This is a genomic window from Filimonas zeae (assembly GCF_014641615.1).
GTDB classification, from domain to species: Bacteria; Bacteroidota; Bacteroidia; order Chitinophagales; family Chitinophagaceae; genus Filimonas; species Filimonas zeae.
On the sequence record NZ_BMIB01000002.1, the window covers coordinates 1003281 to 1020448 of the forward strand.

At 42.2% G+C, this 17168-nt stretch carries 17 protein-coding genes, 1 tRNA gene and 1 pseudogene; 7 read left to right on the plus strand and 12 right to left on the minus strand.

Annotated features, from left to right (window positions below; all coding sequences use genetic code 11):
* Positions 1–208: 208 nt before the first annotated feature.
* From IEY13_RS10750 to IEY13_RS10760, 3 genes are read right to left on the minus strand one after another with little or no spacing between them, the layout of a single operon-like run.
* Positions 209–2467, minus strand: a complete 2259-nt coding sequence (locus tag IEY13_RS10750; protein ID WP_229687815.1) for a CocE/NonD family hydrolase — start codon at positions 2465–2467, stop codon at positions 209–211.
* A 47-nt stretch (positions 2468–2514) separates the two neighbouring features.
* Positions 2515–3213, minus strand: coding sequence for a LytR/AlgR family response regulator transcription factor (locus tag IEY13_RS10755; RefSeq protein ID WP_229687816.1), 699 nt, complete (start codon positions 3211–3213; stop codon positions 2515–2517).
* Positions 3210–4268 (minus strand): sensor histidine kinase, encoded by a 1059-nt coding sequence (locus IEY13_RS10760; protein ID WP_188951978.1) that lies wholly within the window; start codon positions 4266–4268, stop codon positions 3210–3212. The genes IEY13_RS10755 and IEY13_RS10760 overlap by 4 nt, the downstream gene beginning before the upstream one ends.
* A 184-nt stretch (positions 4269–4452) precedes the next feature.
* Between IEY13_RS10760 and IEY13_RS10765 the strand changes: the two genes are divergently transcribed.
* From IEY13_RS10765 to IEY13_RS10775, 3 genes are all read left to right on the plus strand, one after another.
* Complete coding sequence (locus IEY13_RS10765) at positions 4453–4671, plus strand: VF530 family DNA-binding protein (RefSeq protein WP_229687817.1); 219 nt, start codon at positions 4453–4455, stop codon at positions 4669–4671.
* Complete coding sequence (locus IEY13_RS10770) at positions 4665–4838, plus strand: hypothetical protein (protein WP_188951979.1); 174 nt, start codon at positions 4665–4667, stop codon at positions 4836–4838. Before IEY13_RS10765 ends, IEY13_RS10770 begins: the two co-directional genes overlap by 7 nt.
* Positions 4839–4955: 117 nt before the next feature.
* Positions 4956–5029 (plus strand) — tRNA-Asp (locus IEY13_RS10775).
* A gap of 529 nt (positions 5030–5558) precedes the next feature.
* Here IEY13_RS10775 and IEY13_RS10780 read toward each other — a convergent pair.
* Genes IEY13_RS10780 through IEY13_RS10805 form a run of 6 tightly spaced genes read right to left on the minus strand, consistent with a single transcriptional unit; the run spans position 5559 to position 7470 of the window.
* On the minus strand, positions 5559–5771 hold the full coding sequence (locus tag IEY13_RS10780) for a hypothetical protein (RefSeq protein WP_188951980.1): 213 nt from the start codon (positions 5769–5771) through the stop codon (positions 5559–5561).
* Positions 5772–5774: 3 nt separating this feature from the next.
* A complete protein-coding gene (locus IEY13_RS10785; RefSeq protein WP_188951981.1) occupies positions 5775–6137 on the minus strand; it encodes a hypothetical protein in 363 nt (120 codons plus the stop codon).
* 53 nt (positions 6138–6190) lie between these two features.
* Complete coding sequence (locus IEY13_RS10790) at positions 6191–6457, minus strand: hypothetical protein (RefSeq protein WP_188951982.1); 267 nt, start codon at positions 6455–6457, stop codon at positions 6191–6193.
* Positions 6450–6668: a hypothetical protein gene (locus IEY13_RS10795; protein ID WP_188951983.1), complete on the minus strand. Its 219-nt coding sequence runs from the start codon at positions 6666–6668 to the stop codon at positions 6450–6452. Before IEY13_RS10795 ends, IEY13_RS10790 begins: the two co-directional genes overlap by 8 nt.
* A gap of 9 nt (positions 6669–6677) precedes the next feature.
* A complete protein-coding gene (locus IEY13_RS10800; protein WP_188951984.1) occupies positions 6678–7043 on the minus strand; it encodes a hypothetical protein in 366 nt (121 codons plus the stop codon).
* 49 nt (positions 7044–7092) lie between these two features.
* The gene (locus IEY13_RS10805; protein WP_188951985.1) at positions 7093–7470 is read right to left on the minus strand and encodes a hypothetical protein; all 378 of its coding nucleotides are present in this window, start codon (positions 7468–7470) and stop codon (positions 7093–7095) included.
* A gap of 702 nt (positions 7471–8172) precedes the next feature.
* On the opposite strand from IEY13_RS10805, the gene IEY13_RS10810 reads away from it, so the two are divergent.
* Positions 8173–8604 carry a helix-turn-helix domain-containing protein gene (locus tag IEY13_RS10810; protein ID WP_188951986.1) on the plus strand — a complete coding sequence of 144 codons (432 nt, stop codon included), beginning with the start codon at positions 8173–8175 and terminating at the stop codon, positions 8602–8604.
* A gap of 90 nt (positions 8605–8694) precedes the next feature.
* Here the strand turns inward: IEY13_RS10810 and IEY13_RS10815 are convergent, their stop codons facing one another.
* From IEY13_RS10815 to IEY13_RS10825, 3 genes and pseudogenes are all read right to left on the minus strand, one after another.
* On the minus strand, positions 8695–9036 hold the full coding sequence (locus IEY13_RS10815; protein ID WP_188951987.1) for a helix-turn-helix domain-containing protein: 342 nt from the start codon (positions 9034–9036) through the stop codon (positions 8695–8697).
* 817 nt (positions 9037–9853) lie between these two features.
* Positions 9854–10410, minus strand: a pseudogene (locus tag IEY13_RS30435) (YciE/YciF ferroxidase family protein).
* A 45-nt stretch (positions 10411–10455) separates the two neighbouring features.
* Complete coding sequence (locus IEY13_RS10825; protein WP_188951988.1) at positions 10456–10752, minus strand: hypothetical protein; 297 nt, start codon at positions 10750–10752, stop codon at positions 10456–10458.
* A gap of 809 nt (positions 10753–11561) precedes the next feature.
* On the opposite strand from IEY13_RS10825, the gene IEY13_RS10830 reads away from it, so the two are divergent.
* The 3 genes from IEY13_RS10830 to IEY13_RS10840 all read left to right on the plus strand — a co-directional run bounded on the left by IEY13_RS10830 (position 11562) and on the right by IEY13_RS10840 (position 17154).
* Positions 11562–12134, plus strand: a complete 573-nt coding sequence (locus IEY13_RS10830; RefSeq protein WP_262891980.1) for an RNA polymerase sigma factor — start codon at positions 11562–11564, stop codon at positions 12132–12134.
* Positions 12135–12199: 65 nt separating this feature from the next.
* Positions 12200–13417: a FecR family protein gene (locus IEY13_RS30145; RefSeq protein ID WP_229687820.1), complete on the plus strand. Its 1218-nt coding sequence runs from the start codon at positions 12200–12202 to the stop codon at positions 13415–13417.
* Between the two features lie 101 nt (positions 13418–13518).
* Positions 13519–17154, plus strand: a complete 3636-nt coding sequence (locus IEY13_RS10840) for a SusC/RagA family TonB-linked outer membrane protein (protein WP_188951990.1) — start codon at positions 13519–13521, stop codon at positions 17152–17154.
* Positions 17155–17168 lie beyond the last annotated feature (14 nt).

Here is a 17168-nt window from a genome sequence, read left to right on the forward strand (position 1 = left end):
TCGGAGCAATGGCATGCCCGCCCACGTTGCCAAAGGATCTTCAGCACATCCATCTCAGTTTTGGTTAGGGTATTTTCCGCTGCACAATCTTTCCTTAATTAATCCTCCACAAACCTATGCATAAAAAACGTACGTTACAAATGAATAGCTATTTATTTTGAAAATCATCCGGTTTTTACACTCTTTTATTGGAGCTCTATTTCATAGTCTACAATAATTTAACAGGTACATCCACATAGCTGGAGGTAAGCCACTGAATCAACAGAGGCGCTTTTCCATCATCAGCGTTTTCATCAGCCACATCTTTACCAGTGCCATAATTTACTTGCGCAAACGGATTTTTATCTGTGTTCAATACCACCAGTAAACGGCTGCCCTTCCTAAGCTGGCGGCTTACCAGCCGTGTGCGCTCAAAGGGTATGCGCTCTTCCTTACCGGGATGCAGCAACCTTCTGTTGGTCATATTCTGTGCATAGCTGGCTCTTCCCAGGTAGTAACTCAGTTGCAAATACTTTCCTTCCGGCGTTACCTCATACAACACCACTGTTACATCCATGTCTTTCTTATTAATAATCGCATGCAGCTCGCCACTAAACCTGCCGTTTATCTGTACAGGCTGGTCAAAAGGCTGCGACAGAAAAAACAATCCATTACTCCTGTCAGGTGCCTCTTTAATAATGGGCGAAGGGTAATAGTCGCCATATAAAACGCTCCGCTCTGCCAGATCAATGGTGTCGTTTAATGCGGAGGATTGGGAAGAGGTAGTTTCTGAAAGCAGATAGTCATTACCATTTTTTTGTGCAGTAAGGTACAGCCGAAGCCGTTTACCGGCCATATCTGCTACAGAAGCAGTATGTACCCAGCGGTTAGCCCCCATCACTTCATAGTTTACCCTGTTTTGAATAATCTCCGGCCTGAAAGCGCCCTTCAATACATAATCCAGCCATTGATAGGTTATTTCCCGGGTGCTGATTAATGCCACCGGATCAACCTCATAGCCACGTAATACAGGTACCCCACCGCTTTGGGCACCAAAATGATCGTAAGGGCCAATAAGCAGGTAGTGGTTGGCAACAGCGTTGTATTTCAGATGTTCCAGAAAATAATGCAGTCCGGAAATCTGCCCATCATCATAATATCCCTCCACCGTAAGTACAGGTATATGAATACCGGCATAGTCCTGCTGATAAGGCACCTGCTGCTGCCAGTAGCGGTCGTAATCCGGGTGCTGCAACCAACGTTGCAGCCAGGGGTTGGGCGTGCCGTCTATACTATCCATTTTTCTGTAGGCAGCACCGCTGTTAAACCAGTTCCAGTTAAGCGAATGCCAACGGGAAGGATTATTGTAAACAGCGTTATCCAGATACCGGTTATTGGTAGTATAAAAAGCCCAGCCATAATTCGCATTCAGAAACACATTGTTTTCCATAGGCAGGCCAAGGCCGGGAATAGCGGCCACATAAGGCACTATTGTTTTTAACGCGGGGTTACGGTACCTGGCCACCGCCCACTGCGTAAAGCCATTATAACTGCCGCCATACATACCCACACTGCCATTACACCAGCGCTGTTTGGCTATCCAGGTAATTACCTGGTCAGCATCTTCCCCATCATGTTCAAAAGGCACTATAGTATCTGTACTCATCCCCTTTCCCCGGCTAAAAGCCATTACGCCGGCATAACCATACGCAGCAGAGGCAAACAGCCGTATACCTGCTGTACTATCTGCATAAATGGTATACTGTAAAGCAGCAGGAAGGGCGCTGCTGATTCCCCGCTTCAAAATAAGTTTTACATGAATTTGTACGCCGCCTGCTATTTGCACCAGCTGATCAGTTACCACATACCGCCTTTTGCAATCGTTGAGTATAAGCGATCGGGCAAGCACTTCCGTTTGTTCAGCGTACTGCATATCTGCATAGCTTACACAAAGCGCAACGGCATCTGCAGGTAGCAAAAGACTATCCTTTTGTGCAGCAGCCAGTTTCTGCTGAAACAGATCTCTTAAAACACTTACACTCTCCGCGCTGAAAAACCCACCATACTCCCGGTAAGCAGCCTTATCATCCAGCTTTTCCATGGCCTTGTAAAACAGGCGGGAATAGATTGCAGCAAAACGCTCCGGATGCCCCTTCAATTCTTTGGCTGCACGTGCATACAATTGGTATGACAGGCCCACTGCAGGCCTATAAGGGCTCGCCGCCTTGTAAAGCGGCAACCAGGCCTTTGCAGTAGCCATTGCCTGCGAATATCCGCCGGTCAACAACTGTAACCTGTATGCATTTTCAAGATATGTTTTACGGCTGCTATCTGTGTAGGTTAACAGCACCTGCTTAGCCAGCAGTTGCACCTGCCTGTTAACAGCGGCGCTATCGCGGCCCGTGCCTGCCGGCCACACCAGTGGTTGCGATACGGCCATACGGGTAACAAAAAGGCATAGCAATGCCATACAGAGGTTTCTGTTCATGGGTAAAACAAGTATTATTGTTTAGTAATTAACGGGGTGCAGAAAAGCTAAATACCCCTGTGTATCTTCCTGAATTTAATCCACTGCCGTTCAGACATCTCTACGGTATGGCCTGTAGTAAGCGTAACCTGTGTACGCCCATCCTCCAGTGTTTCTATTTGCCGTATAAAACCGGTATGAATTAACTGAGCGCGGTTTACCCGGAAAAAAGGCATAGCCTCCAGCCGCTTCTCCAACTGGTTCAGCGAGCTTTTAATTAACACACTTTTATTGTTAAAGGAAAGCCTTGCATAGTTATCCAGCGATTCAATCAGGTGCACCTCTTTCCATGGCAAAAAATAATAGGTGTTTTTGTCTTTAACAAACACGCTGGCCTCTCCAGGCGTATGAAATTGTTGCCGGGCCTGCGCTATTGCTCTGGCAAAACGCTCTTCGCGTACCGGCTTCATCAGGTAATCCAAAGCACCTACCTCAAAAGCCTTCACCGCATACTGGTCAAAAGCAGTAACAAAAATAACCTGCTGCCCCCATGCCAGCCCTTCCAGCAAATCAAACCCCGACCGGCCGGGCATTTGTATATCCAGAAAAAGCAGATCTGGTTGTTGTTCCTCCATCAGCTGTTCTGCCTCATCTGCATTGGCAGCCTCGGCAATAATTTCCAGGTCCGGACAACCCGCTACCAGGCGCCGTATTTCATTTCTGGCACTACGCTCATCATCCACAATTATTACACGCATCTTCCTCATACTACAGGAAATAAAATACAGGCCGTAACCACTCCATCCACCTCCCCCCTATTCAATACCGCCTTATGCTGATAACACAACTGCAAACGTTCGCTCAGGTTTTTCAAACCCAACCCCTGCGCCGGAGCGGCAACCTTCCATACACCCGGGCTTTCTACCGTTGCATGTATAAAGTCTCCCTCACGCCTGATTGTTATCCGTAACAACCCACCGCTTTTCTGCTGACTTACACCATGTTTAATAGCATTCTCTACCAGTACCTGTATGCTGTAACGCAGTATCACTGTATCCATCAGTTCCGGCGCACATTCAATAACAAACTGCAACCGCTCTTCCAGCCGCAGCTTTTCCAGTTCCAGATAATCCTGCACCAGATAAAGTTCATCCTTTAAAGGGTGCAGTAACAACTCCTGATAGTAAAGAGATCTGCGCAGCAAATCTGACATCAGATCAATGGCTCTTCTGGCACCAGCAGGCTCATCCACCACCAGCGCTTTAATGGTATTCAGCGAGTTGAACAAAAAATGCGGGTTTAACTGTGCATGCAGATTGCTCAGTTGTGCATCTTTCGCTATCAGTTCCAGCCGGGTGTTTTCTCTGGCCAGTGCCACCTCCCGCTTACCATAGTAATACAGGTGATAAGCCAGCAGCCAGATGCACATTAAGCGGAAACCACCCATAAGAATGGGCAACCAGTTAGCCTGAAAAAACGCGGCAAAAGTGCCTGCATCACCCCCAAACAGCCATACACGAAACAGATATATCTTACCCGCAGTAACCAGCAGAAACACCAGCGACAATACCACCACGGCGGATATAATTTTTTGTATTAACGGGTTCGTGCCCAGCCGCTGCCAGTGATGCCGCAAAGCAAACCGGTGATACTGATGCGTAATAAACACGTACAACAACACATCCGACAAAAACTGCAATACCCCTATCCATACGATATACCCACCGCTCAGAAAACCTGTATACCCCCAGTAGAAAGATGCTGCAGACCAGCCAAGCAGCTGACACTTCCAGTAAAGCGGTATGTGTGGTTTCTTCATCATTTGTATAAAACTGAGGGCAGAACAAAACAAAGTAATAAACACCTGCCCCGCAAGCTAAAATACAGAAACGCGGCACTAAGGGGATAAACGCATGTTTTAAAAGAAGAGTACCTTTGCACAATTGTAGTGAATGAGTACGGAGCATGTTTCAAAGATCCCCTGCACGGCGTAACGCTGGAAATGATTGTTACCTCGCCTGGCAGACAGCTATGGCTGGGAAGAACCGGGGCAACACATCCGTATTAACTGCTTCATCAGCAACCCTTCCGTACAATTCAGCCTTAAGTTTCTGCGCAAAACACCCTGGGCGCGTACCAAAGCAGAGGATTTCTACAAATACTCAACTCCGGTACAAAAAGCTGAAAATGTAGCCGGCAACGGTATATTTCCCGTAACATGGTGAAAAGAAACGAGCAGGATTTGCTGGCGACTTTTCTGAAACATTATAAACCGGATGTCATCGCACTGCGGAATAAGCAGGTGCAGCGTGTGTTGCAGTATGCCCTGCAGTGCAGAAGCACCATGGAGAATACAGTACTGCTTTTACAGCATGCAGGCGTGAATAATTAATAGTTGCAGAGGGGTAAGATTTTTTTGCCCGCACATGCGCCATTGATCAAATACCCCTATATTTGCACTCCTTTAACGGCAAACGATAACACGTAAAGCTGTTAAAAAGGAAGGTTTGGATCGGTAGTTCAGTTGGTTAGAATGCCGCCCTGTCACGGCGGAGGTCGCGGGTTCGAGTCCCGTCCGGTCCGCAAGAATCCACTAGAAGTCGCTGTAACACAGCGACTTCTTCATTTTTAGTCTATTTGGTAGTCTATAATAATTCATTTTCCCGTTCTTTCTTACTTCGTTTTACCTCTTTTTAATTGATAGGAGTATAAAGTTATATATTTTTTCTATCCTTTTTTATTGCCACTTCTGCTTATTGGGCTGCTAAATAATGAGAATCTATACTTCCCGCCAAAGCATTACTGGACATTTAGTTTTATAGCAAAAAAGCTTTGGAAGCATTTTCCACTGTTCCACAGAGGTGGAGATTTTTGCTCGAACCGAAAGCAGGCGCAGCAACAGCGCAGACCGTTTTTGAGGCTGACTTTTAAGAGCTTTGTGATAACGGGAAAGGAAGAGTGATATAAAATTGATGAACAGCAAATTGCTGATTAAAGAGAAAAGCCGGACAATACCGGCTTTCTTCTAAAACCTGTTTGCTTTAGATGATTTCCGCAAATTCATCCGGAAACGGGCTATCCAATATGTATTTTCCTGCTGCATCAATCTTATCTAATCTCCCACAAATTCATCGATCTTATGGGCTTCTGCCAATTTGTAAAAGGCGAATGTGGCACGTTTAACATGTTCTTTTTTTGTTGTTTTATAATTCTGAATAGATACATTGTTTACAAAATGCTGTAACACCTCTTGTAAGCTATGGTTAAACAACTCCATCATTACATAGCTTTCCGGAGTGTGGGTAATTTCAAAAGTCATTTCCATAGCTTAACTGTTTTTGTTGTTTTGTAGTAATTGCTGATAGGTGTCGTTAATCAGCTGGTTATATTCCGCTTCTGACCATTCCAGCACTCCTGTAACAGTCATTGCGATAATGGTTTTAGTCACTTTTATACAAATCTCTCTTTTAACTTCGTTAGATTCTGGTACAGCAATGGTTGTTTCCATGAAGTCCTTAAAAACGTTCGTTGTTTGTACTATCAATAAGTCGTCATTATTCTCAAAGAAGGTGCAGACGGTGACTAAGTGGCTGGTGAAAAGTTGCAACATTTGCTGTTCGGATATGCCATATGCTTCACAGTCTTTTGTAAAACTTTCCGAAATGTCAAGTGTAACAGAGATAGTGTCCATTATAATATTTTCTTGTTTGAGTGTTATAACTGGTTGTTTTTTATGCGTGTTGATTAAACGGTTAGCTTGGCCATTTCTTCCAGGTTCCTAATTTTATTTAAGAATCCTTCTAAGGAGTTAATCATATCTATAAGCTGTTCATAGAAGTAAAGAGATTCCCCCGCTTCTTTTCCGCCTATTATTTCACCTCTGAAATAGATATATGCAGTCATCCACTCCCAAAATTCTTTTCTGGCCTTTTCAAATGGGTTATTTAGAAAGAAGTGGAGGACTTCTACGTAAATGTCCTTTAATAGCTGGTCTTTATTTTCTTCACTCATGATTATTGGCAATAGGTTTGTGTTTATTTAGCTCATCCATGACGGTTAAAACGGTAGCAATCATCACAGGTTGGCTAAGAGGTTCAACCTCTACCTTTTCAATGGAAACGTGATCGATATACAGCTGCAAAACCGCATGAAGGTCGATCCGTAATGCATCGCATAGCAATGTCATTTCTTCGCCAATGTGAAGGGTGATAGTCTTTTCCATAATGTTATTTTATAAGGTGAGTACGGCGTTTTTCCAGTCGTGTATAATTTGCTGGTATAGTAAAGTCTTTTCTGGCTGTGTTTTTTTTGAATGTATCACCTTAGCTATTTTTTGCATAAAGCCACTGGATATGCTGTATTTAATGGTGTTTCCTTTCAGTAGCTTCTTTTCTGCCTGTAGGTGCCAGTTGCAGAGCTTTATAAACTCGCCTGCCAGTTTGGAGGAACTGGTATTGTACTTTTCCAGATACCCCACAATGGTTACCCGGTCAGCAAACTGTTGTAATACTTGTTCGGGCGTTTTTCCTGTCCAGTTGCAGGCATACAAAAAATCATCCGTAAGCGTGAATGTAGCTTTCAGTGTTTGAAACTTCATGTGTCATTTATATTAATCGTTAGGAAATACTAAGGAAGTGGTGTGCGGGTTAATGGTGGTGGATGGTGGTTCCGTCATACATCTGTATTCGGAATAGAAGGTCTTTGGCAATAAGCAGTCTGGACAAGCCTACATATAAAGTGTAGGCTATAATGAAATCGAGCCCAATGATTAAGCTATGAAAGAAGATAGCAGCCCCAATGTAAATAGGGATTAATACTGTAATGTGTATAAGCAGAATGATGTAACCCTTTTTTCTTCTAACACGTTTTGCACGCTTATACAATTTGCCAAACAAAAACACTATTGCCAGCATATACACCCCATACAAGAGCAGGTAAGTATACCAGGTATTTCTAATAATCAGTAATTGAATAATAGTAACCGGAGAACCTACCACCAGGTTAAAGAGGGCTGTACTCAGCATTTGACAGAGCCAGTAAATGAAAAGTGAGATAAATGGTAGCCGTTTCCAACAAACCTGCAAACGGAATATAGGTAACCCTTGCGGAGTGAATGCAAATTGGAATGCCATATAAACAATTAGATGGTTATAGCCATGCGGCCACCGCTAGTGCCTGTCACCAACACATTAAATTCCCCGTTTTCCATGAAGAATAACGGCAACCGCTGGCTAATAAATTGAGATTCCAGTTAGGGAGCAGCAAATGACTTCCTGCTTATTGGCATGGTAATACTGTAATTGGGTGCGACATACGCTTACATTTATAGGTTAAAAAATGTAAGTCTCTAGTAGACGTGGCGTGTCCGGAAATGAAATTGCCTATAGGACAGGTCTCGTCTTACCAATCTGAGGCACCGCGAAGAGCCCGGGAAGAGATAAGCTGATAGAGACCTACCCTATAGGCATAATACTATAGAGTAGGCTTCACCTATCATCTCTTTCCCTTGAAAATTCGCGGTTTTCAGATTGAGACTTATAGCGAAGTCCTTCAAATTCAATGAAGAACGACAAATGTAATATTTACTAGGTAAAGTAAGTAAGTTGAGCTTGTCTATTAAAGGCAGAAATTGCCTAAAAAACCGATTTTTTGCCTTTTTTACCGGGTACAATAGTCCAATTTACAAATAACCTTATCTTACAGCGTCTTGTATAAATACATCTATTATGTCAAACACTCACCAACCACATCACGGAAAAAATTTTAAGCGCATGAGGGAAATCTTAGGCGTTAAACAGGAAACTGTAGCCTTTGAATTGGGGGAAGACTGGGATCAAAAGAAAGTATCAAGACTGGAAGAAAAGGAAATAATCCCCGATGATCTTATGGACCAAATAGCGAAGATTTTGAAAGTTTCACCTGACGCAATTAGAAACTTTGATGAAGAAAGAGCAATTAATATTATTACGAACACTTTTCATGATAGCAGCGTAAATCAGGGTGGTGGAAGTAGCAATTACCATTCTACATTAAATTTTAATCCATTGGAAAGATTTTTAGAAGCTGTCGAGAAAAATGAAAAACTATATGAGCAACTGCTTCGAGTTGAACGCGAAAAAAATTCTTTGCTTGAAAGATTACTGAATGAAAAGAAGTAGTCACACATCTTAAATAAGTTACCAAAAAGGCCTGCATGTTGAATACAGGCCTTTTTAAATTTAGAAGCCTTTATTGTTTACGTAGGGTAACTATGCAGCTGCATCTTTACGCCCTTCCTTCAAAAGCTCTTGAATGTCCTGCCATAGAAAAAATACCCGCGAGCGAATTTTTACAGGTTTCAGCTTGCCACATTCTACCCAGGCATAGATAGTAGGCTTGCTAATCTGGAATAGGTTGCATATTTCTTCAGTCTTATAAAGTGGCTTGTATTCCAGCCCTGGCGTTTCATACATGGAAGTTACAGGAGTAGCTTTTTCTACCCGACTTACTTCCTCTCGTATAATAACCCGCACCCGTTGCCAAAATACTTCCGGATCAAAAGGGAATAACATAACAGTCTGGTTGTTTTCGTTGTGGTTCATGGTTTTCATTTTCAAAAGTTTAATGTTGAAATAGTAGCTGTGCTGCTATTTTACAATGATACAACAACCGAAAAGTGTCCTTGCCCAGTTTGAGCACGTTTGGGATGAGATTTGCCAAACAATTCCAAAATATGCTCAAATATTTTTCTAAAAGGATAGATGTGACAAGGTGCCTTTGTCTTGCTTACCACCAAAAAAAATATCAAGTGCAGCCTTGAAAAAAATATAAGCACCAGGAACCAATGAAAACAATGTCACGTGACAGTGGACGTGACAAACAGAATGATTTCACATTGATTACTTATTAAGTTACATTAACTGAAATTAAAAGCAAAACGTATTCTTATTGAAAACATCATAAGGTCTTGTTGAATCGGCAAATGTAGCAATAGAACAGGATATGAAAATGAACGATGCTACATCTTAGAAAGTAGCTTATTTATCCAGCATTTGCTGTGCTTCAAATAAGGCGGTGACGGTTGGCAGATGAAGCACTCGTTGCAAAGACACGCTATCAGCCATATTCCAAAGTCCCGCCTGGTGCCAGGAAGATAAATGATCCCAGAAATACACAAAGGGATATCCATTTTTTTAAATAGGTGTTTAACAAGAAGCTATCATATCCCGAGTATTATCTATGCAAATGCTGTTTTAGCGGGTGTTGGGTGTGTTTCGTAAATGACGGCGCTGTTGAGGATGCCTTACGCTGTAATCTATTCAATAAAAAGATCATGCCACTACAAATGTGGTATCGGCAATTGCAATCTTGTTAGCGTACGGATATAGGAAAAGCCGGCGCTATATTCCGACTTTCAATGAAACCTTGTTAATACGAACTATTCTCTTCTTCTTCTGCTGCTGCCGCTGCCTCATAATTGATAGATTCGGCAATGCCGGTAAGATTATCGTCAGCTTCCTTTTCTTCAGCTAAGGTTTCACCCAGTCTTTCAGCAATGTCCTCTAAGCCTAAAACGGTAGCTAGTTGTGTTAATGTACCATAAGTGGCAATTTCATAATGCTCAATTTTTTGAGCCGCCATAATAATGCCTGCGTCACGGGTAGAAGATCCGTCCTCTGTTTCTTCTATAATGGTTTGCCCTTCTATAGTGAGCTTTTCCATGACATCACATTTTTTGTTTGCGCTCTCTCCCCTAGTATTTTAAATATCTGCTCCAGTCGCTCAACATGTGTTTTGGTTACTTCTGCATGCTCTTCCATGGTGGCCGCCAGTTCCTGGCTGGTCGCTGATTTTCGCATTTTAGGGAGTTCTTTTACCAGGTGCTTTTCGACCCAGTAAATGTCCTTTAACCCGTCTTTGAATAATTTTAGTAAGGCCGGTTCTGTTGTAGACAGTCTCCTTTTAGGAGTAGGTGTTTTGGACATTGGATATTGGTTTATAAAACTTACAAAAATATTAACTGAGAGGTTCTACTTTTTATTAACAGCAATCTGATCTACTACAAAGTTTATTACCAGGCGATGGTTTACATTTATAATAGCCGCAAACCTGATTAATTCATCCAATGTAAAAGAACGATTGTTTTTTACTTTTTTCTGAAAGGTGCTGTAGTGTATTCCCAAGTCAACCGCAATAGTGCTAATAGCATAAAAAGCAAATACCTGTTCCCAACTCGTTATTCTCTCTGCATCAAATTCAGCTTTTAAATATGATAGTTTCTTGAGGTTCCGTCCCCCGCTCCCTGCTTTAACTTTCGCTGTAGACATCTTTTATGTTTTTCCTGCGAAAAAGTAGCATTTCAATTATTCATATCCATTGAATGTATCAAATTACAAGTAATGTGTTTGAATCCATAAGTGAAATACTTATAATAGTGAGGATACTTTTTTGTAAACCGCCATTATGCCTTGCAAGAGCCAACCTTATTCTGTTAAAATGATGCCAGTATAACAGGCTTGACAAGTTTAATTGTATATACGTAATATATAGATAGGTTAACACTTAGCGGGTAACCTGTTATCTATTAATTCAAGTAAAGTGCTGCATCTGATTTCCCTGATCAATAAAAAAACATCCATACTACCATGTATTTAAGCGGCATAAATAGCGCTATGAGCAGGAATAACGGGTATAAGAAAGAACAGTAATGATTCAGCGCCTTTTGCAACAAAGGCTGTAACATGTAGATATAATTCCCTGTTTTGGGGAATTATCAATATTGTAAGTTTTGTATTTCAATATTTAAGTAAATTAATTAATATAGTGAAGTAAAAAGGTTACATTTATACAGTCACCCTCACACTTTACCTCTACCAATTAGTTATCTCTTTAGCAAGTCTATTATTTACCTCTAGATTTTCCAGATTGGATGTACGGCCTTTGATTGTATGACAAGTAGTCTATAGTGTCAACGTTTTTTTTTATTTTCATAGATCAAGGCCTACCCTTTCTAGGGCGGGCCTCTTTAGGTCTGACTGCCTTGTATATATAGTAAAACAGGGAGTTCGGGTAGCTTATTGTTGAAAAAACTTACATTTAGATATTGGTAGCCAAACATTTTCATATAGAACCAGAGTTGCTTCAACAGTTGTCAACAGGCGATGAACGGGCATTACGGATACTTTATAATGAGTATTATACGTCTCTTGTTTTTTTTGCTAACAGCATGATACACGATACGGCACAAGCGGAAGATATTGTAATTACTGCCTTTACACGTTACTGGGATAAGAGAACGCAATTTGAAGCGCTTGCAGCTATCAAGGCATATTTGTATACCTTGGTGCGCAACGATTGCTACAAGTATTATCACCGGGAGGAAGCCCGGAAAAAACATCTGCTCGCGGTTATGGATACATTGCCGGAGGAATATGTAGCTTATGCAGATAGCAGGATGGTAATTGCCGAAATGGTGCAGCAGATTCACCGTGAAATAGAGCAACTTAACCCTAAATACCGGGATGTTATTTACCTCTTATTTGTAGAGGAGCTTTCTATTAAAGAAACGGCTTATCAACTACAAATATCTGAGAACAATGTACGCAAGAGAAAAGAACGTGCAATAGAACTATTACGCAGCCGGATTGTTCGCGCCAATTTAGGTAACCTGGTGCTCTTCTACCTGGTTATTCATGGCAAAACGCACTGAATAAAATAATTGCCCTTTTTTGTCACAAAAAACGGCATTACAGGATTTCAATAGAAACGAGTTGTGTGATAAGTGAAGCACTGCTGCATATAATTACGCTGCATCTGAATGACGAACCTTTAACGGCTACGCAGGAACATGCCTTACAGGAATGGGCTGATACTTCTTTTTATAACGAAGAAGCATTGAAGCTATTGAATGATAAGGAGTTCCTGCGTAATGCCATTCAACAACGTGAGGATACTGCTCTTGCACGGGAAGAGAACTGGCAAAAGCTTTTGCAGCAAATAAAACGTCAACCTGCGCATTCCACCTTTCGGCCGGTATTGCTATGGCGGCAACATTGGAAGGCTATTGCTGCTTTCCTTGTATTAGCAGCAGGCGCTTTATGGATTTGGCATGCCAACAGCCTTCAGCAACAACGTGCGCATACTAACAGAACCACCTCTCAACATATTTCACCCGGCACTAACGGGGCTCTTTTAAAGCTGGCAAACGGTACTTTATTGGTTTTGGATACAATGAAGAACGGTATTGTGGCAGAACAAAAAGATGTGCAGGTGATGCTACGGAACGGCCGGCTAGCTTATGCAGCAACCGGCCCCTCTTCCGGAGTACCCGCCTATAACAGTGTTATTACGCCTAAAGGCAGGCAGTTTAGCCTGGTGTTGCCGGATGGTACACTGGTATGGCTCAATGCGGCCAGCTCCATCAGGTATCCCACTGTTTTTACCGGTAAGGAGCGCAAGGTGGAAGTGACAGGACAAGTGTACTTTGAAGTAGCGCCCAGGGCCGGTATACCCTTCCTGGTAAATGCCAATAACAGGGCAATGATAGAAGTGCTGGGAACCCACTTTGACGTAAATGCTTATGAAAACGAAAACAATATTGCCGCTACTTTATTGCAGGGAAAAGTACGTATACGTTACCTGGCAACAGGAAATCATGCATCTGTTGTGTTAACTCCCGGACAGCAGGCGCTGCTGCAGCAGGCTTTGAATAGTATGCATTTACCCATAACAGTAATAAACCATGCCGATACTGCAAAGGTGATAGCCTGGAAGAGGGGAATATTCAACTTTGAAGGTGCCGGCTTATATGACATGATGCATGAACTGGAACGATGGTATGATATAGAAGTGATATACGAAGGCGCTATACCCGATATACAATTCTTTGGCAAAATGAGCAAGTCTGTACAATTAACCGACCTTTTAGAAGGGCTTAAGGTATCCGATATTCATTTCCGGATAGAAGGCAGAAAGCTGATAGTAATGCCCTGATGAAAACAAAACCGGAAGTGCTACGAACACCTCCGGGAAAGTTTAGTTGCTCCAACCTGTTGTGTGAACATTACATTTTAACAACCAAACACATGCAATTTATGCAAAAATCTGCTTGGAGGCTTTGTTATGCCTGGTGTGAACAACAAAGCCTTATTAAAATTTTACTGGTAATGAAACTCATTGTTGTATTACTGTTAACAACTGCATTTCAGGTGCAGGCTGTGGGCTTTTCCCAATCCGTTACCTTTTCGGGAAAGAATCAATCTTTAAAATCGCTGTTTGCAGTTATCGAAAATCAAACAGGCTATGTTGTTTGGGGAAAGCGGGAGGTGTTAGAAAAGACCCACCCTGTTACTATAGCAGCTACGGATATGGCACTTGCTGATTTTATAAACCTGATATTGAAAGATCAGCCGGTAAATTATAAAATAGCTGATAAAACCATCATCCTTTTTAAAAAAGCAACAGGTAAATCCTTGCCTGTGTCAGCATCATCCACTACAGTGTTACAGGCGGCACCTGCGCCACCGGTTACCGGACAGGTTACAGATTCATCCGGCAATCCTATGATAGGAGCCGTCATTACTGTAAAGGGTAAACCGCGTATCACCGCTACCACAGATGTAAAAGGTTTTTTTTTCATAGCAGCTGTTGAAGGAGACATACTAGTTGTTTCATATGTGGGTTATACCTCCACCACTTATAAAATTAGTAATGAAACTTTAAACCCGGTTATTGTTTTAAAAGGCTTTGTTTATCGCATAGAGGATGTTTCGGTAGCTTCTACCGGGTACCAGCGAATTCCCAAAGAGCGGATTACAGGTTCTTTTGAAGTGATTGACAGCAAGCTTTTTAATCGTAATCCTGGTACGAATATTATTAACAGGTTAGATGGGATAGCTACCAGTATTCTTATTAACAAAGGGTTTCCTAAAACCGATAATGTACTGGCCAGTGGTTTGTTTAGTATCAGGGGTAACAGCACACTTTCGCCGGGAAGTGGCGGTACCGATTTGCGTACATCACCTTTCGCGCCACTGGTGGTAGTGGATAATTTTCCGTATGATGGTAATGTCAATAATATTAACCCTAATGATATAGAAAGTATCACCTTGTTAAAGGATGCAGCAGCGGGCTCTATCTGGGGTGCCCGGGCCGGTAACGGTGTAATTGTAATCACTACTAAAAAAGGAGCCTTTAACCAACCGCTGCGCGTGTCGGTAAATGCAAACGTAAACGTAGGAAACAAGCCTAATCTTTACTACCTGCCCAATATGAATTTATCAGATTTTATTGATGGAGAAATGCTGTTGTTTAATAACGGCGCTTACGATTATCAGTTGAACAGCGCAGATGCATACCGTTATGGAAAAACACCTGTTGTGCAAATTTTAAAAAAGCAGCGGGATGGTGTATTAACACCCGCCGCTGCTGCACAGCAGATTAACGCTTACCGGAATATTGATTCGCGGGATGATTACCTGAAATATGTATACCGTAAGTCGGTACGGCAACAATATGCGCTGAGTGTTTCTGGAGGCAGTAATCAGGTAAATTATCTGATTAGTGGAGGGTATGATAAAAGCAGGGATAATTTATTAAGTGATTACGAACGTTACTCGCTACGAATGAATACAGTAATGAAGCCCATAAAGAATCTGGAAATTCAGGCGCAGATACTGTATACAAACACGGTTACGCACAAACCTTCTGCCAACCAGGCTAATTCCCCGGAGTACCAGCTTTCTTATACATCCTATCCTTATTTGCGGCTGGTAGATAAGAATGGAAATGCCGCTGTTACAGATATTGTAGGATATGATCCTGTGTTCAGAGATACGGCTGGCAACGGCCGTTTACTGGATTGGTCTTATTCTTTACTGAACGATATGCACCAGACCTCCACTACCAATAATCTGCAGGATGTGTTGTTAAATCTGGGTATTTCATACAGGATAAACCGCATATTAAGTGCCTCTGTTAACTACCAGCATGAAAGGAGTCCGAGAAGAGAAGTGGATAGCAGAGGGGTGAACAGCTATGAAACACGCAATACTATTAATTATCATTCTGACTGGCGTGGCGCAAATGTGGTGCGTGGTATTCCTGTTGGCGATATGCTTACCAACCTGAATGTAAATTTAAGATCTAATACGGCCAGGGCGCAACTGAATATAAATAATACCTGGGAGAAGCTGGAATTAAATGCCATAGCAGGGGGGGAAATAAAAGAAGCTGCATCAGACCTGCAAAGCTATAATGTGTGGGGGTATAACCCTAACACACTTACACAAGGTAATGTTGATTACGTAACGCCACATGCCGTGCTGAATGGTATGGATGGCTATCAAACCACGGTTAACACCGGTACGTTAGGAGGCGTTAACAATCGTTTTGTATCCGTGTTCGGAAATGGAGCGCTTACTTATAACAGGCGCTACGTACTTTCTTTAAGCATCAGAAACGATGCTGCTAATTTGTTTGGAGTGGAAATACGCAAAAGATGGCAGCCGCAATGGTCATCAGGGCTTGCCTGGAATATTTCTAATGAGCCTTTTTACAAAGTGGGTATTTTGCCTTATTTAAAGCTGCGTGGCAGCTTTGGTTACCAGGGCAATGTGAATAACTCTAATGCTGCTTTTACCATTATTTCGTATCAGGGCAGCCCTAATGCTATTACGCAACAGTTATATGGAACCATTAGTAAACCACCTAATAATGGATTAAGATGGGAGCGTGTTGGTATGTTAAATATAGGTGTGGATTTTGGCTTTAAGAATAACCGGGTATCGGGTAGTGTAGAATATTACGACAAACGTTCTACGAATTTGATTGCCCCTACGCCTTTAGACCCCACTACCGGATTTAATACGCTTGACCAGAACAGTGCTAATTTACACGGCTATGGTACGGATATTACGCTTAATACCATTAATATTCGTCAGCATCATTTTCAGTGGGTAACAAACGTATTGTTTAGCTATAACCGTAATAAGGTATCCAAATACCTGTTGCCTGCCACTGATGCCACCAGCTACCTCACCTTTGGTGCATTAACGGGAAGCCAGTTGAATGCTATGGAAGGCAAGGATGCTTATGGCTTGTATGCCTATAAATGGGCAGGCCTTGATCCTGCAACCGGTGCGCCCAGGGGATATGTGAATGGAGAGCCGAGCACGGACTATTATTCTTTAAACTATGGCAGCATTAACGACCTGGACTATCATGGCTCTGCTACGCCTGTTTGTTATGGCGCTGTGCGCAACACTTTTACCTGGAAAGCATTTTCTGTTTCTGCTAACCTGCAGTACCAGCTGGGCTTTAAGTTTATTCGTCCGGCTATGGATTACTCTAAAACGTTTAGTCCTTTTTCCGGCGCCCGTTATGGCAATAAGGAATTCAGCCAGAGATGGCAGAAACCGGGAGATGAAAAGCTAACCAATGTACCTGCTTTTATTTATCCGTTAGATAGCAACAGGGATCTGTTCTATGCCTACAATTCGGTGAATGTAGTAAAAGGCGACCATATTCGCCTGCAGGATATTGTAGTGGAATATAATATGGATAAAAAACTATTCCGCTTTAGATCGTTAAGAATATATGCTACGGTTGATAACGTGGGAATTTTATGGAGGGCAAATAAATACGGCATTGATCCTGCTTATGGCGCATTGGGCAATAATGCTGTTCCGCCTTCCAGATCATATACATTAGGTATTACTGCCGGATTTTAAAAGGTTAATAAAAG